At 33.9% G+C, this 20,509-nt stretch carries 18 protein-coding genes and 1 pseudogene; 14 read left to right on the top strand and 5 right to left on the bottom strand.

What is annotated here, in order from left to right; genetic code table 11:
- The first annotated feature begins 5 nt into the window (after positions 1-5).
- From ACSHW7_RS01890 to ACSHW7_RS01880, 3 genes are read left to right on the top strand one after another with little or no spacing between them, the layout of a single operon-like run.
- Positions 6-3,158: an efflux RND transporter permease subunit gene (locus ACSHW7_RS01890; protein ID WP_435677618.1), complete on the top strand. Its 3,153-nt coding sequence runs from the start codon at positions 6-8 to the stop codon at positions 3,156-3,158.
- Positions 3,148-4,575, top strand: a complete 1,428-nt coding sequence (locus tag ACSHW7_RS01885; protein ID WP_435677617.1) for an efflux transporter outer membrane subunit — start codon at positions 3,148-3,150, stop codon at positions 4,573-4,575. Before ACSHW7_RS01890 ends, ACSHW7_RS01885 begins: the two co-directional genes overlap by 11 nt.
- A gap of 10 nt (positions 4,576-4,585) precedes the next feature.
- On the top strand, positions 4,586-5,179 hold the full coding sequence (locus ACSHW7_RS01880) for a TetR/AcrR family transcriptional regulator (RefSeq protein ID WP_435677616.1): 594 nt from the start codon (positions 4,586-4,588) through the stop codon (positions 5,177-5,179).
- Positions 5,180-5,191: 12 nt separating this feature from the next.
- On the opposite strand, the gene ACSHW7_RS01875 is transcribed toward ACSHW7_RS01880, so the two are convergent.
- The 5 genes from ACSHW7_RS01875 to ACSHW7_RS01855 form a co-directional block, all read right to left on the bottom strand.
- On the bottom strand, positions 5,192-6,535 hold the full coding sequence (locus ACSHW7_RS01875) for an HTTM domain-containing protein (RefSeq protein ID WP_435677615.1): 1,344 nt from the start codon (positions 6,533-6,535) through the stop codon (positions 5,192-5,194).
- Entirely contained in the window at positions 6,528-7,466 is a 939-nt protein-coding gene (locus ACSHW7_RS01870) for a bifunctional riboflavin kinase/FAD synthetase (protein ID WP_435677614.1), read from the bottom strand. Before ACSHW7_RS01870 ends, ACSHW7_RS01875 begins: the two co-directional genes overlap by 8 nt.
- 1 nt (position 7,467) lies before the next feature.
- Complete coding sequence (gene pth, locus ACSHW7_RS01865) at positions 7,468-8,034, bottom strand: aminoacyl-tRNA hydrolase (RefSeq protein WP_435678253.1); 567 nt, start codon at positions 8,032-8,034, stop codon at positions 7,468-7,470.
- Positions 8,035-8,300: 266 nt separating this feature from the next.
- Positions 8,301-8,945, bottom strand: a complete 645-nt coding sequence (locus tag ACSHW7_RS01860) for a 50S ribosomal protein L25/general stress protein Ctc (RefSeq protein WP_435677613.1) — start codon at positions 8,943-8,945, stop codon at positions 8,301-8,303.
- A gap of 327 nt (positions 8,946-9,272) precedes the next feature.
- Positions 9,273-10,211, bottom strand: a complete 939-nt coding sequence (locus ACSHW7_RS01855) for a ribose-phosphate pyrophosphokinase (RefSeq protein ID WP_435677612.1) — start codon at positions 10,209-10,211, stop codon at positions 9,273-9,275.
- Positions 10,212-10,479: 268 nt separating this feature from the next.
- Here ACSHW7_RS01855 and ACSHW7_RS01850 point away from each other — a divergent pair, with 268 nt between their 5' ends.
- From ACSHW7_RS01850 to ACSHW7_RS01800, 11 genes and pseudogenes are all read left to right on the top strand, one after another.
- A complete protein-coding gene (locus ACSHW7_RS01850) occupies positions 10,480-11,559 on the top strand; it encodes a tyrosine-type recombinase/integrase (protein ID WP_435677611.1) in 1,080 nt (359 codons plus the stop codon).
- A gap of 4 nt (positions 11,560-11,563) precedes the next feature.
- Positions 11,564-12,538 carry a hypothetical protein gene (locus ACSHW7_RS01845; RefSeq protein ID WP_435677610.1) on the top strand — a complete coding sequence of 325 codons (975 nt, stop codon included), beginning with the start codon at positions 11,564-11,566 and terminating at the stop codon, positions 12,536-12,538.
- A 42-nt stretch (positions 12,539-12,580) separates the two neighbouring features.
- Complete coding sequence (locus ACSHW7_RS01840) at positions 12,581-12,838, top strand: hypothetical protein (protein WP_435677609.1); 258 nt, start codon at positions 12,581-12,583, stop codon at positions 12,836-12,838.
- Positions 12,839-12,848: 10 nt separating this feature from the next.
- The gene (locus ACSHW7_RS01835) at positions 12,849-13,574 is read left to right on the top strand and encodes an SOS response-associated peptidase (protein WP_435677608.1); all 726 of its coding nucleotides are present in this window, start codon (positions 12,849-12,851) and stop codon (positions 13,572-13,574) included.
- A gap of 10 nt (positions 13,575-13,584) precedes the next feature.
- Positions 13,585-13,815, top strand: coding sequence for a hypothetical protein (locus ACSHW7_RS01830; RefSeq protein ID WP_435677607.1), 231 nt, complete (start codon positions 13,585-13,587; stop codon positions 13,813-13,815).
- 324 nt (positions 13,816-14,139) lie between these two features.
- A complete protein-coding gene (locus ACSHW7_RS01825) occupies positions 14,140-14,418 on the top strand; it encodes a helix-turn-helix domain-containing protein (protein ID WP_435677606.1) in 279 nt (92 codons plus the stop codon).
- 4 nt (positions 14,419-14,422) lie between these two features.
- Positions 14,423-14,932: a DUF6290 family protein gene (locus tag ACSHW7_RS01820; protein WP_435677605.1), complete on the top strand. Its 510-nt coding sequence runs from the start codon at positions 14,423-14,425 to the stop codon at positions 14,930-14,932.
- 6 nt (positions 14,933-14,938) lie between these two features.
- Entirely contained in the window at positions 14,939-16,234 is a 1,296-nt protein-coding gene (locus ACSHW7_RS01815; protein WP_435677604.1) for a DUF3987 domain-containing protein, read from the top strand.
- Positions 16,235-16,276: 42 nt separating this feature from the next.
- The gene (locus ACSHW7_RS01810; protein WP_435677603.1) at positions 16,277-17,284 is read left to right on the top strand and encodes a DUF6371 domain-containing protein; all 1,008 of its coding nucleotides are present in this window, start codon (positions 16,277-16,279) and stop codon (positions 17,282-17,284) included.
- A 145-nt stretch (positions 17,285-17,429) separates the two neighbouring features.
- A complete protein-coding gene (locus tag ACSHW7_RS01805) occupies positions 17,430-17,696 on the top strand; it encodes a hypothetical protein (protein WP_435677602.1) in 267 nt (88 codons plus the stop codon).
- A gap of 10 nt (positions 17,697-17,706) precedes the next feature.
- Positions 17,707-20,507 (top strand): annotated as a pseudogene (locus ACSHW7_RS01800) (class I SAM-dependent DNA methyltransferase).
- The last annotated feature ends 2 nt before the right edge of the window (positions 20,508-20,509 follow it).

The raw sequence follows: 20,509 nt of genomic DNA, 5'->3' as shown, positions 1-20,509 counted from the left end.
AGATTATGTTAAAAACATTTATTGAAAGACCGGTTCTTTCAACGGTTATCTCTATTATCATTGTAATGCTTGGTATCATAAGTATCACAAGTTTACCAATAGAGGAATATCCAGATATTGCACCACCAACCATTAAAGTGGCAGCGACTTACCCTGGAGCGAACGCTGAAACCGTTTTGGAAAGTGTCATTATACCTATTGAAGAGCAAATTAATGGTGTTGAAGGAATGACGTATATTACTTCCACCGCCTCGAATAATGGTACAGCAGATATTACGGTTTATTTTGATCAAAGTATCGACGCAGATATTGCCGCTGTCAATGTTCAAAACCGTGTGGCCAGAGCCAACCCATTGTTGCCGCAAGAAGTTATCCAAACTGGAGTTACAACTCAAAAGCAGGAAACAAGCGCGTTAATGTTCTTATCTATGTATACGGATAGTGAAGATTATGACGCAACGTTTATTCAAAACTATTTAAAGATTAACGTAATCCCTGCGTTACAGCGTGTAAAAGGTGTTGGTGATGTAAGTGTGTTTTCGCAACAGGATTATGCGATGCGTGTTTGGTTAAAGCCCGAAAAATTGGCAGCGTACAATTTAATTCCTTCTGATATTTCGGCTGCGTTACAAGAGCAAAATTTAGAAGCTGCAGCGGGTGCTTTAGGACAAAATAATGGAGAAGCATTTTCCTATGTTTTGACGTATAGTGGGCGTTTTAAAGAAGCAAAACAATATGGAGATATTGTTGTAAAGGCTTTAGGAAATGGAGAGTTTTTACGGCTGAATGACGTGGCAACTATTGAATTGGGTGCCCAATCGTATGCGTCTAATGCCGAAAGTTTAGGAAAACATGCGGTGTTTATGGGTATTTTTCAAACCAAAGGTTCTAATGCCCAAGAAATTATTGAAAGTATTAAAACTACTTTGGAAACCGTTGAAAAAGATTTGCCGGACGGACTGCATATTTTCGTGCCATATGATACCAGTTTATTTTTAAATGCATCCATTGAGAAAGTGGTAAGCACCCTATTAGAGGCGTTTTTATTGGTGTTTTTAGTTGTGTTTATTTTCCTTCAAGATTTCAGGTCAACATTAATTCCGGCAATTGCTGTTCCGGTCTCTATTATAGGAACTTTCTTTTTCCTGAATGTTTTTGGATACTCCATTAACCTTTTAACCTTGTTTGCTTTGGTGTTGGCGATTGGTATTGTGGTAGATGATGCTATCGTTGTGGTCGAAGCGGTTCACTCCAAAATGGACCAAGGAGAAAAAAACCCGAAATCGGCTACGTTAAAAGCGATGAACGAAATTTCCGGAGCCATTATCTCTATTACTTTGGTCATGGCAGCGGTATTTATTCCGGTCACATTTATCACGGGACCAACGGGCGTTTTTTACGAACAGTTTGGAGTTACGTTGATTATTGCAATTTTAATTTCAGCAGTTAACGCATTAACGTTAAGTCCAGCATTATGTGCTCTTCTGTTGAAAGAACACAAAGATGATGGTGAACTAAAAGGGAAAAACCCTCTCCAAAAATTCTACATTGTTTTTAACCGTGGATTTAATGCGACAGTAGAAAGATATGGGAAATCTCTTCAGTTTTTATATAAGAGAAAATGGGTGTCTGCTGTTTTATTTCTAATTGTTGTCGTCGGAATTTTTTGGGCTGCAAAAACAACTCCTACAGGTTTTGTGCCTAATGAGGATAGAGGTATTGTGTTTGTAAACATAGAACTTCCAGCTGGTTCATCTTTAGATAGAACTGACGCCGTTACTAAAAAATTATATGATAAGGTAGAGAAAATGCCTGGCGTTGTTGGTGTATCCTTCATTAAAGGAAGAAGTCTTATAAGTGGTTCAGGAAGCAATTATGCCATTGGGTTTGTCAAATTAGATGATTGGAGTGAACGTGAAGACGCCTCACTTTCGTCTCAAGCTACGATAGGAAAATTATTTGGAGTCGCTTCAACTATTCCAGAAGCAAATATCATCTTCTTTTCACCACCTAGCATTCGCGGGTTTGGTAACTCGGCCGGATTTGAGGTGAATTTACTGGATAAGTTTGGAGGTGAGTTTACAGATTTAGACAAGGCCAATCAAGAATTTGCAATGGCTATTATGCAGCATCCCGAAATTCAATACGCGCAGTCTGCCTTTAATACGAAATATCCACAGTATGAAATGGAAATCAATGTGCCGTTAGCTAAAGAAAAAGGTGTTCCTATCAACAGTATATTTTCAACTTTACAAGGCTATGTTGGTGGTGTCTATGCTTCAGATTTCTCTAGGTTTGGAAAACAATTCAGAGTTTATATCCAATCATTACCAGATGATAGAGCAGATGTTGATGATTTAAATGGCATGTATGTTAGAACGAATTCTGGTGAAATGACACCAATTACACAGTTTGTGAATCTTAAACGTGTTTATGGACCACAATCAGTTACTCGTTTTAACTTGTTCAATTCAACAACGATTACAGGAGCAACAAACCCAGGTTTTAGTACTGGGGATGCCATTAGAGTTATAAATGAGGAGGTTGCAAAACTACCCAGTAATTATACAATTGCTTATTCAGGATTGACACGTGAAGAGGTCAACGCTGGAAACCAAACCACCTTTATTTTTATCTTGAGCATATTGTTTGTCTACCTGTTGTTAAGTGCACAATATGAAAGTTATTTGTTGCCATTAGCGGTTGTATTATCACTACCATTTGGAGTATTTGGTGCGTACATAAGTACAAAGCTTTTAGGGCTTGAAAACAATATCTATTTTCAGATTGCCTTAATTATGCTTATTGGATTGCTCGCTAAAAATGCCATCCTTATTGTTGAGTTTGCGCTACAACGACGTAAAAGTGGAGAGAGCATTGTAGACGCTGCCATTCATGGGGCAAAAGCACGTTTACGTCCAATCTTGATGACCTCTTTTGCTTTTATTTTAGGATTGATGCCTTTGGTTCTTGCAAAAGGAGTTGGTGCAGAAGGAAACAATTCAATTGGAACGGGTGCAGCAGGAGGAATGCTCATTGGTACTATTTTAGGTGTCTTTGTAATACCTGTGTTATTTATATTATTTCAGTGGTTACAAGAAAAAGTTTCGAGAAAACCAGCAGTACAAACTATTGAAGAACATAAAAATGAAAAATAGTATCATACATAAAAATTGGAGTAAAGGGATAGTAGTATTTCTAATGGCAATGACGTTACAAAGTTGTTTTGTGGCGAAAGAATACGACAGGCCGGAAATGGAAATTACTGAAACTTTATATAGAACAGATAATTTACCCAAGGATAGCATTTCCATGGCAGATATATCTTGGAAAACCTTATTCACAGATTCCTATTTACAAAGTTATATTGACGAGGGCTTAAAAAACAACATAGATATTCGTATTGCGATACAACAAATGATAGCTGCGGAAGCATACGCTAAGCAAGGTAAAGCTGGGTATCTTCCCACATTGAACGCAAACGGATCAGCAAGTAGGTCGTATTTTTCATCAAACGGCCAACAAGGTGCCATTTTAAGTGGATTGGGGAGAGAGTATATTGATCAATTTGAACTATCAGGCAATCTTTCCTGGGAAGCAGATATTTGGGGAAAAATAAGAAGCAATAAAAGAGCTACCCAAGCCGCATACTTGCAAACTGTAGCGGCACATCAAGCAGTAAAAAGCCAATTGATTGCCAATATTGCCAACACCTACTACAACTTATTAGCGCTCGATTCGCAGTTGTTGGTGACAGAACGAACGATAGCAACTAGGGATAGTAGTGTGGTTACCATTAAGGCATTAAAGGAAGCAGGTCAAGTTACACAGGTTGCCGTTGACCAAAACATTGCTCAATATAACAATGCAAAAGCATTACAAGTTGATATCGAAACGGCGATTTTTAAAACTGAAAATACACTAAGTATTCTATTGGGTAAAGCGCCACAAGAATTTGAAAGAAGTAGTTTAGAAGCTCAACAACTTCAACCAGAATTAAAATTGGGTGTGCCAGCAACTTTATTGAGCAACAGACCAGATGTTATGGCTGCTGAATTTGACCTCATTCAATCTTTTGAACTAACAAACGTAGCGCGAAGTAATTTTTATCCATCGTTGACTTTGACAGCTTCGGGAGGTTTTCAAAGCTTGGAGATTGATAAATTACTGAATGCAAACTCTTTGTTCGCAAGCATTATGGGAGGTTTAACACAACCACTTTTAAATCAAAGAAAGCTAAAAACCGAAAAAGAAGTTGCCATTGCCCAACAGGAACAAGCATTTCTGCGGTTTAAGAATACATTACTCGTTGCAGGTAGCGAAGTATCAAATGCATTATTTTCGTTTAATGCTGAAACGAGAAAATTTGAATTCAGAAAAAATGAAGTGGAGGCCTTGCGCACAGCCGAATCAAATTCAGAAGAACTTCTTAAAAGTGGTTTCGCAAATTATTTAGATTTATTGACGGCGAGAGAAAGCGCCTTAAATGCAGAGCTAAATATTATTGATAGCAGATTGCAACAATTGGTTTCTATTGTTGATTTATATGAAGCACTTGGCGGTGGATGGCAATAAATAAAATGAGATGATTACTAAAGCCCATTTGTTAAAATGCTCTATTACTAAGTTTACACAACTTGGAAGTAAACATGTCACATTGGACGAGCTAGCAAGCTCGCTGGGTATTTCTAAGAAAACAATCTACACGTTTTTTAAAAACAAAGAGGAACTAGTAACAGCTAGTGTTGAAGGATTGCTAAATGAGTATAGAGAAGATATACATAGTATTGTGGTCAGCAATGACAACGATCCTATTTTAAGTGTTATGTTAATCTACCAAAAAGGTTTTGAGTATTTAAAATACTTTAAGCCCTCTTTTCTTTTTGGCTTAGAAAAGTACTATCCAAAAGCGAGCAAAATTTTTGATGAATTTGTTGACGAATTATCATATAAAACAGTTTATAAATTACTTAAAAAAGCGCAAGAATCTGGGAATATAAAAGATGAAATAAATTTAGAATTAATAGTAAAAATTTACTTTTTTAGGATTGATAATCTTGTCTTTAAGAAGAATAATTTATTTGAAATATATCCCGAAGAAGAACTTTTTAAACATTTAGTTGTTTATAATTTAAAAGGAATAGTTACAAATAATTACTCTAATTTTTTCTTAGAATAATTTTTAATCAAGTTAATTTTTATCCTTTTTTGGCTTTTCCTTATAGCTATCTGGTTGCGGTAAAATCCAGTCGTGATGCTCAAAATGTTTCCAAGGCTCATTAGCGAGGTCCACTGTTGGGTCAATGAGTTGGTTTAATGAACCTCCATTTATACGAACCCTAGCATCCACGAAGACAGCAACATCACGCCCATTTTTTGCTTCGGCTTCCTTTATTCTTTGGCAGAGTTGCCAAATCATATCTGGTTTTGTCCGTACAGAGCGACTTTGCTTTTTAGATAAAAGTGAGTCAATTGGGTAGCGCCTGCGATTGCCTGTTTCTTTATCAACCACTTCGTACGTTGCCATTCCAGATTTACTGCGGAGCATCATGCGCCAGCTTAATCTGTGACCTTCTTCGGTCCAGAGTACATCGTCTTTAAAGGTCCAATGGCGCAGCGGTAGCAAAATTTGGATGACAAAATACACGCTGAATATTCCAATTAAAGCTGGTTTGTAACTGGGTACTTTTATTTCGCCAGCAGTATATAATTTTTTCTTTGGGAGAAATCGGCGTTGTAACGTTTCCGAAGAGAAAAAGAAAAAAGCAAACGCAATGGACATGTATGGGAAAATCCCAATTTGAAACACGACCGAGTTAAATAAGTGGAAAAATATGGAGATGCAAAATGCAATAAGACGCGTACGTTTCCAGAGGAGTAGCGGGACGATGATGAGGTCAAATAAAATGCCCACGTATGTGATGCACACTTGTACCCAATCTAGTTGCAAGAAGGGACCAATGAGCCAATAATCTTTTTTGCCACTCATAAAAAGTTGCGCGACCGAACCGTCAAGCCAATCGGGATACCATTTTGCTACTGAGGCGTAGGTGTACACAATCCAAATTTGTAAAATGACAACCAATAAGACCCACCGTGGCATGGATGGAGATTTTGTTTCGGGGTCGAGTTTTGCATCTAGCGAAAACCATCTATTTGCGGGAAGAAAGACCATCAACCAGCAGAGCAACATCATTAAATAGTAGTGATTATTATACGAGGTTTTTTGCATTAAATACACGCAACTCCACATAAGTGCGTAAAAAAACATGGTCCATTTGTACTTGTAACCGAGCATTACGCATATTCCAAAAACACCCATCAATACAAAATATGCGTACATCCAATTCCCAGGCAGTGGTTGTAAAAATTCGAGGCCTATAAAGTTGAATGTAAAATCTGGTTCAATAAGTGTGCGCCGTAACCAGCCCGTTGCTATTGCCCCAAAAGCTTCAATTGCGATGAGCGCTCCAAATACCACCCGCCATAAAACGAGCCCTGTGTTGTCAATATGTTTGAATAAAAACTTATCCATTTTTTATTTCTGAAATGTAACTACGGGCAAACTGTTCGTCTTTGTTAATGGCTTCTTTTAGCTCGTCGATATTTTTAAATGTTTCTTCGTCCCGAATATGAGTTAAGAATTCTATAACCAATTTTTTATCATACAAATCACCGTCAAAATTTAAGAAAAATGTTTCGATGGTTTTATCTGTACCGCCCACAGTTGGGTTTGTGCCAATGCTCGTAATACCAAAATATGCTGCGCCGTCAATCGTTGCTTTTACAACATACACGCCATTCATTGGAATGAGTTTGTAGGTTTCAGTCACTTGTAAATTTGCGGTTGGGTAGTTCATTGTTCTGCCAATGGCTTTTCCTTTGACAACTGTACCCGTCACCATAAAATTATAACCCAAATAATCATTTGCAGTTTTTATATCGCCTGCTTCAATAGCCTTTCTGATCTTCGTTGAACTTACCGAAACTTCATCCAGCTGTTGTGCACTAATTTCTTCGACCGTAAAATTAAATTCCTTTCCAAAGTCCTTTAAATCATTGATATCTGCATTACGATTGCGACCAAAACGGTGGTCGTAACCAATAATTATCTTTTTTGCCTTGAGTTGTTTGACAAGAATATCGCGCACATATTGTAATGCAGAGAGTCTTGAAAACTCATACGTAAAAGGTTCTACCACAAAATGGTCGAGCCCAATATTTTTTAATAATTGCTTCTTTTCGTTAAGCGTATTGATTAGTTTGATATTGCTATCTTCTTGCAATACCATACGAGGATGTGGAAAAAAAGTGAGCACAACAGATTCTAATCCATCTTTTTTTGCAGTAGCAACAAGTCTATCAACAATTGCCTTGTGACCAATATGGACACCGTCAAAAGTGCCAATGGTGATGACACTTTGGGTGTTGCTTTTAAACTGGGAAGCATTTATATATTCCTCCATATTATTTACCGTTAAAGGCGTTCATCGTGTTATTAATTCCTGCGAGTCCAAAAGATGGGATAATTTGCGATGCTTTTTCTAGCCGTTCACCCAGTGCCGCTTCTTCCTCGGGAGTCCATTCGCCCAACACATAATCCACTTGGCGCCCTTTTGAAAACTCGTCACTTATTCCAAATCTAAACCGAGGATAACTTCCAGAATTCAGCGTTGCTTGAATATCTTTCAATCCATTATGTCCACCGCTACTCCCTCTGGTTTTAATTCTAAAAGTACCAAAAGAAAGGTTTAAATCGTCTGTAATCACAAGCATATTTTCAACAGGGATGTTCTCTTTATCTAGCCAGTATTTTACTGCTTTCCCGCTAAGATTCATAAAGGTACTGGGTTTTAAAAGTATAAATGTGCGTCCTTTTGATTTATACGTTGTCACATCGCCCAGCTTCACGGTTTCCCAAGTGAGGTCTTCTTTTTTGGCAAGATAGTCCAGTACTTTGAACCCAATATTATGACGGGTGTTTTCATATTTGGGACCAATATTACCGAGTCCTACGATTAGAAATTTTTTCATAGCTGTGGTTTCATTTTTTGGTGCTTCGGAAATATAACCGGTATTTTCTTTATTGTTTTCATTGCTACTAGAGATTTCGGAAGGTGTGCTTTCGTTGATTTTGAAATCATCAGAATTTTTCGAATGAGGTGCCTCAGGGTTTGATTCTGTTTTATTTCCGAAGAAAAGTTTCCGAAGCCATGAAATCATAGGATTTAAATTTCAGTAAAAATAAAAAAAGCATCCCGAAGTATCGGAATGCTTTTAAATATAATTAATGATAGCTGTTATTCTTTTACAGCAGCTACATCATCAGTCTCAGTTGCAGGAACATCACCTTCAGCTCCTTCTTCACCTTCTTCGTCATCTGCTTCTTCATCTGCTACTGCAGTACGAGAAGTTCTCACTTGTAAGATGGTTCTACTTTCTTCGTGTAAAATTTTATAATCGTCTGTCATTACAGAGGCAACGGTTTTAATATCGCCAATTCTCATTTCGGTAATGTCGATTTCAATAAAATCTGGAAGGTTTGCAGGGATAGCTTTTACTCTAAGCTTACGGTTTACAATACGTAAAACCCCTCCGTTTTTAACCCCTCTAGAGTTTCCTACTACGCGTACTGGAATTTCCATCATAACTTCTTTGTCATCAAATATTTGATAGAAGTCTGCGTGCAAAATTCTGTCTGTCACAGGGTGGAATTGTATATCTTGTAAGATACACATTACCTTTGTCCCTTCAAGCTCAACTACAACTGTATGAACGTCTGGCGTGTATACTAGTTTGTTGAAAGCGAGTTCTGGTGCATTAAAGTGAATAGGCTCGTCTCCTCCGTATACTACGCAAGGTACCTGTCCAGCATCTCGTAAGGCTTTTGTTGCTTTTTTGCCTACGGTTTCTCTTTTAGATCCGTTGATTGTAATTGATTTCATGTTGAAATTTTAATTAATTAAATGTAATTTCCTCTTTTTGAGGGGTGCAAATGTACTATTAATTTCTGAAATTTAAAACGGAGAATAGCATATAGATAATGAAAATGGAGTATAAATCTCTCTTCGGAAATTTCTAGCTTCAAAATAATTTAATTTGTTTGAAAATTGTACTGTATTTTAAACAGGGAACAGTAGCATTCGCTTGGCTCATTTAAGGAAACAGGACTGTCAGGTTTGTCCTGAGTCTAGGTTCCCTTTTTGTCTTGTTTCTTTTAATTAAAATAATAGTATAGTTTCTCCCTCCCTCGGGGAGGTTAGTTGGGGGCCTTACATCAAAAACTTTTCAGAAATAGATTTATTCCCATGAACGCTTAACATGACATCTGCAAAAAGATTTGCGCAGGTTAGCACTCTCAATTTAGGACTTTCTTGACGTAATGGGATTGAGTCTGTAACGATCAATTCTTCAAGTTTTGATTTTTCTAATTTCTCGTAAGCGTTTCCGGATAAAATAGGGTGTGTGCAAATAGCTCTTACGCTAAGCGCACCACGCTCCATCATCAAGTCTGCCGCTTTGGTTAGCGTTCCAGCGGTATCTACCATATCATCAACTAATACCACATTCTTGCCTTTCACGTCACCAATAAGTTCCATGTGACTAATGATATTCGCTTTTTCACGTTGCTTGTAGCAAATAACGACATCACTTTCTAATGCTTTTGAATACGCATACGCTCTCTTACTTCCTCCCATGTCTGGAGAAGCAATAGTAAGATTGCTGAGGTTTAAGCTTTTGAGGTATGGTAAAAAGATGGTAGAAGCAAATAAATGATCCACTGGCTTTTCAAAGAATCCTTGTATTTGGTCTGCATGCAAATCCATTGTAATGATTCGCGTTGCACCTGCTGTTTCTAGCATTTTTGCCACTAGTTTAGCGGCGATAGGTACGCGGGGTTTGTCTTTACGGTCTTGACGAGCCCAACCAAAATAAGGCATCACAGCTGTAATATGTCTTGCGCTTGCACGCTTTGCGGCATCACACATTAAAAGTAATTCCATCAAGTGATCGCTGCTGGGATGTGTAGAGCCAATCAAAAACACACGGCATCCACGCACACTTTCTTCAAAGCTAGGTTGAAATTCTCCGTCACTGTACGTTGAGGTAATAATGTTTCCTAAGGGGAGACCAGCTTTTTTTGCGATATCTATTGCTAATGCCTGCGATTGTTTACAGGCAAAAATTTTTGGTTGTGGTTCTTGTGACATGGTAGTGGCTTTTTAATGCGTTGCACAAAAATAGTGTAAAGCAAAAAAGTGAGAAAGAAATGTTATTGTGGAGTTGTAAACAAAAAACCCTCTGCAGTTAGCAAAGGGTTTAAAAGTACTCGAGGCGGGTACTTTTTAATCTACTATCGGAAAACAAAGAATTAATAAATACAATGAAATCAGTGCTTAACAAGATTTTTAATTCTGTTTATTTTCCTTTTTTATCCTTTAATTACATATTTTTGTTGCCAGTTTGTTACTGGTTTTTATGAGCATTAAATTAAGAGAAAAGAAATTAGCAAAGGGAGCGTTCAGGTATTACTTAGATATCTATATAGATGGTGAGCGCTCTTACGAGACAATTGACATCAAGGTTAGTCCTAAAGATTCCCCAAGTTTAAAAAAAGAAAAGAAAACTATTGCAAATTTAATTCGTTCAAATAGAGAGTTAGAATACTTAACAGGTGGAACTAACTATATACCAAAACATCTTAGAAATGTAAACTTTTTTGACTTCGCTGAAAAATTTAAAAGTGATTATCAAAAAAAGGATATCAAAATGATTAATGCTACAATTAGGCATTTCGAGTTATATGTAAATAATCCAAAGCTCAAATTGTCGGATATTACTCCCATACTAATGAGAGGTTATATGGATTATTTAAACGATGATGCAGGATTAAATGGAGAATCTCCCCACAATTATTTTACTAGATTCAAAAAGGTGCTAAGGGATGCAGAACTAAAAGGTTTGATATCTGATAATCCTGCTAAGGATATCAAATTTAGAAGAAAGGCACAACGCAATCAATTAAGAAAGGATATACTCACCATCGAGGAATTAAAATTGTTATCAAATACAACTTGTGGTAATAACGAAGTAAAGAAGGCTTTTCTTTTTGCTTGTTTTACGGGTTTAGGTTATGCTGAAATCAAAAAGTTGAAGTGGGGGAACATTGTTAATAATAGACTGGTAACAAAAAGAGAAAAAACTAATCAAGATGTTGATGTTAAAATTAAGGATTCAATTCTGAATTTGCTAGGTGACCGTGGTAAGAAAAGTGAGTTTGTTTTTCAAATTATGAATGATGATGGCAAGGATATTTCAGATAATGGTGTTAACAAATGCATTAAAAATTGGGTTAAGAGAGCTAAAATTGATAAACAGATTACGTTTTATTGCGGTCGACACACATACGCGACTCAATTGCTACTTCATGGAGCAAATTTGAAATCTGTAGCTGATGCATTAGGTCATTCAAATACGCAACATACTATCAAATATTTAAATTACATTGACAGCTTGAAAGATGATGCTGTTGATAGATTACCAGAATTAGATTTTTAAAAAAATGGATGATTACATAAAACTATATTTGAACACGAAATCTTCTGAAAAGGCTAAGGCAATTGAGATTATCAAAGGAATATTAATAGAATATAAATCTTATAATTATTCATGGAATCTTGTTACTGACAAAATTACTTCTAAATTCTCTGAGTTTAAGAGTGAAATTTTAAGTAATAGTTCAAAGTTTAATAACCTCAATAAAGTTTTTGATGATGCAAAAAGAAAATATGAACCGGGTTTCAGTTTAAATGCGATTAAATTTGAATTGAAAGATGCATTCGATCTAATACCAAACAGCAACATAACATTTAAAGAATATGTTGTTTCATTAGCAACCAACTCCGCATTTTCTAGAATTGAAAGATTGTTTTCACAAGGAAATGATTTATACCGTAATATGTATAGAACTAATAAATTTGACGGATACAAGAATTTGCCAAAGTTTGATATAAGAAAATTTGAACTATCTGGAAATGATTATCATTTAAGTATTGAGATAGAAGATTTAGCTTGGCCAGAAGAAAAAGCAAAGAGAGAATTAGCTCAATTAAAACAAATAGAATTTGATAAAATTTCGCTTAAAAAAAACACTTTGTTTAGATTTCAAGAATCCTATATTTCTGCTTTGTATAGTAATGAAATTTTTGATAAAATTTCAAATAGATACTTTAACGAAGAGACTTTAATTAAAGATTACAGAAATGTTTTTTTTGAGGAAATAGAGTTTCATAAATCACAAATTTATCTTTCCTGTAATACAAATTCTTTTGCCACTTTTCTAAATGAATTAAAAAATCATTTGGCAATAAATGTTAATTATTCAGCAATTGCACGTTCAAAATGTTTCATTACATCAAAAACAAAGATTCCCCTGAAACGTATAAATATTTCTACTTCAATAAAAAATGGTTCAGTTACAGACTTAAAAATTGCAAAAGATTTAGTAGATGATATCAAAAATTTTCCAATTATATAAAACACTCCACATACAATTTGAGACGAATAGACCTTAAGTATTATGGAATATTTCCTAAATTTGGAATTTATCCAAGTGAAATACACAGAATATTTTGTAGAACAACATAACCAACACCACTCGGGGTCAAATCTATCAAAGGAACAAACTCAAAGGATGCTTAATATAGTTAAGGCAGAATGTCTTTGGATAAATGAGTGCGGGATGGAGAAATATTTATTGCGCAAGGAGATAAATAGATTGACAGGGCGCAGAAAACCCGAGATACTTTGGGAAGAAATGATTAAATTGTCACATTAAAACTATTAAAATGTGCTATGAGACCGCTTCTACAAAGATGAAAGACCAAATGGAATATCATTTCCAAGCGGAATTTCAGATTGAGCATGAATACACGCCCTATTTCCATAAGTCTGGATTTGGTCACACCAATTTACAGATAATAAAAATGGACGAGCCATTGAGTATATACCCTGCAAATTGGGGATTTGTTCCAGAATGGGGCATGAAGGATATTGATGGTTTTAGAAAAAAGTACAATACTCTAAACACCAAAAGCGAAACTTTGTTCAAAGGACTATCTAAGGACAGTGCAATGGATAAGAGGTGTATCATTTTGGTAGATGGTTTCTTTGAACCCCACAAAGAGAGCGGGGTTTCAATCCCTCACTTTTGCTATATCCCTACTGATAAATTCAAAGATGGCCGTGACCTATTTGCATTTGCTGGCATTTATTCTAGTCTTGACGATACAACCGACGCTTATACTTGCTCTATTCTTACCACCGAAGCAAATGATTTTTTTGCGGAAGTTCACAACGTAAAGAAGCGTATGCCATTGGTTCTTGATAGTGGTCTATATTCGGAATGGTTCAATGGGGGGCTGAGCGAGGAAAACATAAAAGAACTTATGAAGCACGGATTTACATCTAAGGATTTTTCAGCGCATCCTGTTAGCAGGGATTTGTACAAAAGAGGGATAGATTCTAACAAAGAATATATAATCTCCCCAGTTGATAAAGGCACTTTATTCTAATTTTTTTATAATGAAAATGCTATTATTTGTTACTGTAATTACATTTACTTTTTTTCAATGTAAATCAAAGGAAAAGAGCAATAAGGAACTCAACGAACTTCTACACGCCACGGAACTTAAACTACGCAACACAATACACGAGCGTAACTTATTCGAACAACAATTGGAAGAGTGCAGGGTCTGGGTGGATAGACTGGAAAATCCAGACAGATACCAACCCGATATTCTTTTAAAGGATTGACTATTAATTTTCATTTTGCACGAATTAAATTTCTAGTTTATAAGTCATTCTAAGACTTTCATTTGAAATAAATCAATTCCAATTTTCCAAAATTATTATTTGTAAGTCTCTGGCAGTATATAAATTAATATAATAAATCTTCACCAAAGCTAAATTAGATGAACAGTATGTTTATCTTTTATAAACAGCAGATAAACAATTAATAAACAATTTTTTAAAAAATCAATTTCACATCAATATTGTCTTTTTTGTGTTACATATTTGCCGATGTTAACAAATTAGAAAAAGCTTTTTCATTTTTATAAATCCATAAAATGAAAAGAAATGGAACGAGTAAACAAGACAATAGAAAAACTTTTAGAACAACTTAAACCTGTACTTAATTTTGAAGAAGGATGTCAATATTGCGGTATTGCGCAAAGTAGTATGTATAAACATACTTCAGCAAATAGAATCCCTCATTACAAGCCAGAGGGGAAATTAATATACTTCAAAAGAGAAGAATTAGACGAATGGATGTTGAGGAATCGACAGTCCACACTAGACGAGATGCAACAAAAGGCAACTTCAATTTCTTTTAATAATAAAATGAGAAAAAGATAAGCCTATGAAAACTTCAGCAATAAATTTAAGAGTAGACGAAATTACTAGAGATCAATTAGAGAAAATCAGTAAAATTAACGGAGTTACAATCTCAACAACTATTCGCAAAGCGGTAGATGAATTTCTTGAAGATGAAACTTTATTAGATCCAGAACTATTTGAAACTAAAAGGGGATTGCATTTAGTTAAAACTATTAGTTTTTCAGAATTTATATTTTGGATTTATCAGAAGAATTTAGACCCAGAAATAATAGAAGTTGACGATTTATATGTTCAAATTATAGATTTAATCAATGAATGCAGGAACTATCCCATTTTTAACCCAGAGTTAATAATAGAATTAGATAAGGTTTCAGAAGAACTTCATAGGTATTTATATGACGAGAGTTATGATGAATATCATTTTCAATTTCCTGATCGAAAAAATGATCCGTTTAACTATGGAGTTTTAGAACAGTTCATGTTCATGTTAAGATACGATAGTGAGAGTAGAAAAATAATCCATTGCAAATAATCAATCATGGATTTTACTAAACAAAGTCTTGAGGCAGATTTACGTCGTTTGACTATAAACAAAAAGGAAGAATTGAAAAATTCTTTGGAAAAAATTATAGAAATTTTACCTGAAGAATATTCATCATTAATAAATGAGGCTTTCAAATTTAAACGTATACCTAAAGAGTATTTGTTGAGTTCTATTCTTTTTGCTATCAGCAGTTCAATTGGACTTACATTTTATATTAAAGCACTTGGTTATAAAAACTATGCTAATTGTTACTTTGCTATTATCGGTAGTCGTGGCGACACGAAATCAGAGGCTAAGAATATAGCTACAACTCCATTAGTTGATAGGGATAATATCGATTACGATAGTTTTTTAAATGAAAAGAAACATTTAACCGATGATGAAGCTCAAATTAAGAGAAAACAAATTTTAATACAGAATGCAACTATTGAAGCTGCTTATGAAGTTCACTTGAATAATCCAAACTCTATTGGTATTTTCATGGATGAAGTCCATACACTCATTGAAAAAATGACCAACTCAAACAGTAGAGATGGTGGAGCTTGGAGAAGTTTTTTTTTAGAAGGATACACAAATGGTGCTATTGATATTGCGAGAAAGACAACAGATAGTTTTAGGATTAAAAAAACCTACCCAACATTAATTGGTGGATTGCAAAAAGATTTTATTCCATTTCTGTTCTCAAAAGGAAATTTAGAAAGCGGTTTTATTGACAGACTTTTGTTTACATCAAAAATAACTGCTAACCATAATTTGATTAGAGGAGAAATCGACCCTCAAATTTTAATAAATTACAGTCAGTTAATAAATAATATCCTATCATATAAAAGGCAGAGTGAACTGGAAGAAGAAACGAAGAAGCAATTTCAAGTTTTGCTTACAAGTGAAGCTGAATCTAGAATTTTTAAATACACTCAAGAATTAATAAATAGGCAAATCAAAGCTCCTCCTGTTATTAAAGAATATATGTCTAAAATGCAGATATCAATTCAAAAACTAAGTCTTTTGGTTTTTATGATGAGAAATGCACTACAAAAATCTTTTGCAAATAATTTATCCTTGCAAGATGTTGAACTAGCTATAGCTTTAAATGAATTTTACCTATTGAATTTTAAAATAATTTTAGAGTCTAACAAGGAAAAAAAAGAAACCTTGCCTTCAACCGAAAGTGTAATAAGGTTGGCTAAACGAAATAGTGCTTCTCAAAAAGCTGTAGCGGAAGTCACAGGGTCTCATAAAGGAACAATATCTAAAAAATGGAAACTAGTTAATGAACAACTGGCAACTTGAATTTAAACTCTTTTATTTTATAATTAATTGAAATTCATAACATTGGAGCAGTTATATTCAATGTTGCAAGTTGCCAGTTTTAGAGAAATGATTATGTATACTAAAGTTGAACAGCATCTTAAATTTAATAAGAAAAGAGATTTTTCGCTAATAACGCCTTGCTGTGGAAAATCAAATAGAGATGGAAAATTTGTCAATTATGTAGATTGCGATTCAAAGTATGGATATTGTCACTCTTGTGGCACAACTATAAACCCACCTCAAATATTCAAAAATGAGAATGGAGATGACTTTCATTGGAATAGTAACAAAGAGACTTTTATACCTGTATTACATTCAACAATTTCTTGTGTTGCAAATAGTCAATATAATCGCAATTCGTTGAATTGCAAAAGTATTACAAAAAAGAAAAATACACATAAATATATTGATTTTGAGGTGGTTACAAGTTTTATGAGTGTTACAATTGAAAACAATTTGTTGAATTACCTGCGTTGCAATTATGACAATTATAAGGTCGATGTTGTAAAACAAAAATATTACATCGGTACGAGCAAAAACCAAGGCACAGTATTTTGGTCAATTAATAAGGATGGAAAAGTACAAAAAGCTAAAGTTTCTTTTTATACTCTAGAGGGAAGAAGAACCAATAAGTTTGAAGTGCCTTATAAAAATGATGATGGTTATTATAGTTGTCTCTTTGGAGAGCATTTACTAAAGAATAATTGCAAACCAATTATTCTTGTTGAAAGTGAAAAAACTGCAATTGTTGCATCAATTGAGTTTCCGCAATATACTTGGATAGGTTATGGGGGTATTAATGGACTCACTGTTTCTAAAATGAAAGTTTTAGAAAATGAAAGTATTATTATCATACCGGATATGAGTGAAAATGCTATTGAAATAATGAATAAAAAACTATCTAATTTTAAAAGTTTAAATATTGATGCAACTATTTATGATATGACTTTAGGAAAAAGTGATGCAGAGTTGAAAGACTGCAATTTATATAATTGCGATATTGAAGATGTCATACGAACTTTTTTTTAATTAATTCACACCTTAAAATTATATTTAATTCTTATCTTTATTAAATAATACTCCCCCTTACTTTTTATATTTCAATTCTCATAATACTTTTTTTATTATGAGAATTGTTGCATTTAAACAGTAAATTTAATTCTCACCAATCCAAATGAAAACACCTGAAGAACTTAATCAAAATGTCAAAAAGTATTATAACGATCAAACAAAAGAGGCTTTAGGTTATATTGTAGACATCTTAATTACCGTCGAGAATTATATAGAGGAGGCTAGTAAAATTGGAAGAAAGGTTTCATATCTACACTTGGAACACAGAAATAGTAAAGCCAAAAAGATTGCAATTAATATTGTCTATGATTATTTAGAGAAAAAAGGTTATCGTGTTGACCGAACTACAAATAAGGTATTTTGGAGTTAAGAACAATTTTATGAACGCATCCCAAATAGAAAAAAACGTAATAGCATTAGTTGAAAACTTCAATAAAGAAGAATTTGTATTCGACTTACTGAAAGCTTACGGTATTTCTAAAACATCTATAACACGATTAAAGAAAGGAGACTTTAATTTATCTAAAGTTGATGGAGAAGTACTTTATAAAAGTAAAATGCTTTTTAAAGAAGTAGAATCTGGTACTTTATTAAATACTATTGACGAATTAACAAAAGATACAGCTTCTTTAAAACACAATCCAAGATTTGTAATTGTAACAGATTATAAAACATTATTAGCAAAAGATATAAGAACAGGCTTAGCGTTAGACACACCTATTCTTGAAATTCATAAACACTTCGGTTTCTTTTTACCTTGGGCAGGTCAAGAGAAGTATGCTCAAAAAAATGAAAATTATGCAGATAGAAAAGCGTCATATAAAATGGCGAAGCTCTATGATATATTAGTTACAGAAAACCCAAACATATACGATGATGGTGGTCATAACTTAAATATTTTTCTATCTCGTTTACTCTTTTGCTTTTTCGCAGAAGACACTGACATTTTTCCTATTGAGGGAATGTTTACAGATACTTTAGAGCAACATACTCAAAAAGATGGTAGTGATCTCATACGTTTTTAGATAGACTCTTTAAGGTCCTTAATACGGAAGATAACAATAAAGGAGCATCGCATTTTAAAGAGTTTCCTTATGTAAATGGTGGTTTATTTAGAGATACAATAGTATCACCTAAGTTTACTAAAGAAGCACGTAAAATAATTATTGAGTGTGGCGATTTAGATTGGAGCGAAATCAATCCAGATATTTTTGGCTCTATGATACAAGCAGTAGTAAATCCTGCATATCGTAGTGGTTTAGGAATGCATTACACATCTGTGCCAAACATTATGAAGGTGATAGAACCTTTATTTTTAAATGAATTGTACGAAGAATTTGAAAAACAAAGAGGAAATGACAGAAAGTTACGGGAGTTAATATTTAGAATATCAAAACTAAAAATATTTGACCCAGCTTGTGGTAGCGGTAATTTTTTAATTATTGCTTACAAGGAACTTCGAAGATTAGAAATTGAAATTATTAAAGAGATTAGTGGTTTAGGAGAACCAGATAATTATTATGAAAGCCAATCGAAAATACATTTTACAAAAGATGGGCATAAAATATTTTCCGATGCACCACAAGCTAAAATGAATTTTAAGACCAAACAATTTGAAATTTGGTTTACAGAGATAAAACTTTCTCAATTTTATGGAATTGAATTAGACGATTTTGCACACGAAATGGCAATTTTATCATTATGGTTAGCAGAACACCAAATGAACAAGGAGTTTGTAGATGAGTTACACGATTTTGGTAGAGCCAAACCTATACTGCCCTTAAAAGAAGCAGGTCATATAACACAAGGGAATGCCACACGCTTAAATTGGGAGAATACGTGTCCTAAAAAAGCAAATGATGAGATTTATATTTTAGGCAATCCGCCATATTTGGGTTCAAGTTTGCAGGATATTGAACAAAAAAAAGATATGGCAATTGTGTTTTCTAAATTCAAGAACTTTAAAAATTTGGATTATATAGCTTGTTGGTTTAAAAGAGGAGCTGATTTTATTCAACATTATAATGCAAAATTAGCCTTTGTCTCTACTAATTCCATTTGTCAAGGTGAACAAGTAGAATTATTGTGGCCACAGATTATAAATAGGTTGGCCATTTTCTTTGCACATCAGTCTTTCAAATGGACAAACAATGCAAAGGGAAATGCAGGTGTTTCAGTTGTAATAATTGGGTTATGCAATCATTCAAATACTATTAATAAATGCATAATTTTCAAAGAAAAAATTAAAGCGGTTCAAAATATTAACCCGTACTTGACTGAAGGTTCTAATTTAATTGTTGGAAAAAGAAGTTCGCCAATTTCTATTTTGGAGCCTGTGAGTTACGGAAGTAAAGCTGTTGATGGAGGGTTTTTGGTTGTTTCAGATGATGAAAAAGCTAAAATCATTAAATCCTATCCAGAATTAGAAAAATACTTAAAAAGATTTGTTGGTTCGAATGAATTGATAAAAGATTTGTCCAGATGGTGTTTTTGGATTGAAGATGAAGAATATCAAAAGATTAAAGGAAATGCGATAATTAAAAAACGTCTGGATGGAGTGTATCAATTCCGAAAAAAAAGTAAAAAGAAAGCTACAAGAGAAATAGCAGATATTCCATATGCTTTTGGAGAAAGGAGATATTCTAAAAAACAGTCTGTAATTATACCATCAGTATCTTCTGAAAAAAGAGAATATATTCCAATTGATTTTTTCGATGAAAATACTGTCATAAGTAATAGTGCTCATTGTGTTTTAAACGCTACACCAATTACTTTTGGTATAATATCATCAAAAATTCATTTATGCTGGATTAAAGCAGTATGTGGGGCTTTAGAATCAAGGATTAGATATAGTTCGACATTAGGATATAATACTTTTCCATTTCCTGAAATCAATCAAAAACAAAAAGAACAAATCAATTTACACGTATTTGCAGTTTTAGAAGAAAGAGAAAAACATTCAGGTAAAACTTTAGCTCAATTATACGACCCAGATAAAATGCCTAAAGGGTTAAAAGAAGCGCATCATCAATTAGATTTAGCTATAGAGCGTTGTTATCGTTTAAAGCGTTTTGATAGCGATACAGAGCGCTTAGAATATCTTTTTAAAGAATATGAAAAGATGATAAATAAAAATACCTTGTTAGAAAAACCTAAAAGAATACGTAAAAAGAAAGCTTAATT

The organism is Patiriisocius sp., from assembly GCF_051252435.1.
Classification (GTDB): Bacteria; Bacteroidota; Bacteroidia; order Flavobacteriales; family Flavobacteriaceae; genus Patiriisocius.
This window is presented reverse-complemented; position numbering and strand designations above follow the sequence as displayed.

Bases quoted from the DNA above. Each gene is read 5' to 3' on its own strand.
- ACSHW7_RS01805 (WP_435677602.1), top strand. From the start codon at position 17,430: ATGAAAACACCTGAAGAACTTAATCAAAATGTCAAAAAGTATTATAAC.
- ACSHW7_RS01845 (WP_435677610.1), top strand. From the start codon at position 11,564: ATGGATGATTACATAAAACTATATTTGAACACGAAATCTTCTGAAAAG.
- ACSHW7_RS01850 (WP_435677611.1), top strand. From the start codon at position 10,480: ATGAGCATTAAATTAAGAGAAAAGAAATTAGCAAAGGGAGCGTTCAGG.
- ACSHW7_RS01835 (WP_435677608.1), top strand. From the start codon at position 12,849: ATGTGCTATGAGACCGCTTCTACAAAGATGAAAGACCAAATGGAATAT.
- ACSHW7_RS01885 (WP_435677617.1), top strand. From the start codon at position 3,148: ATGAAAAATAGTATCATACATAAAAATTGGAGTAAAGGGATAGTAGTA.
- ACSHW7_RS01875 (WP_435677615.1), bottom strand. From the start codon at position 6,535: ATGGATAAGTTTTTATTCAAACATATTGACAACACAGGGCTCGTTTTA.
- ACSHW7_RS01830 (WP_435677607.1), top strand. From the start codon at position 13,585: ATGAAAATGCTATTATTTGTTACTGTAATTACATTTACTTTTTTTCAA.
- ACSHW7_RS01815 (WP_435677604.1), top strand. From the start codon at position 14,939: ATGGATTTTACTAAACAAAGTCTTGAGGCAGATTTACGTCGTTTGACT.
- ACSHW7_RS01840 (WP_435677609.1), top strand. From the start codon at position 12,581: ATGGAATATTTCCTAAATTTGGAATTTATCCAAGTGAAATACACAGAA.
- ACSHW7_RS01890 (WP_435677618.1), top strand. From the start codon at position 6: ATGTTAAAAACATTTATTGAAAGACCGGTTCTTTCAACGGTTATCTCT.
- pth (WP_435678253.1), bottom strand. From the start codon at position 8,034: ATGAAAAAATTTCTAATCGTAGGACTCGGTAATATTGGTCCCAAATAT.
- ACSHW7_RS01855 (WP_435677612.1), bottom strand. From the start codon at position 10,211: ATGTCACAAGAACCACAACCAAAAATTTTTGCCTGTAAACAATCGCAG.
- ACSHW7_RS01825 (WP_435677606.1), top strand. From the start codon at position 14,140: ATGGAACGAGTAAACAAGACAATAGAAAAACTTTTAGAACAACTTAAA.
- ACSHW7_RS01820 (WP_435677605.1), top strand. From the start codon at position 14,423: ATGAAAACTTCAGCAATAAATTTAAGAGTAGACGAAATTACTAGAGAT.
- ACSHW7_RS01860 (WP_435677613.1), bottom strand. From the start codon at position 8,945: ATGAAATCAATTACAATCAACGGATCTAAAAGAGAAACCGTAGGCAAA.
- ACSHW7_RS01880 (WP_435677616.1), top strand. From the start codon at position 4,586: ATGATTACTAAAGCCCATTTGTTAAAATGCTCTATTACTAAGTTTACA.
- ACSHW7_RS01870 (WP_435677614.1), bottom strand. From the start codon at position 7,466: ATGGAGGAATATATAAATGCTTCCCAGTTTAAAAGCAACACCCAAAGT.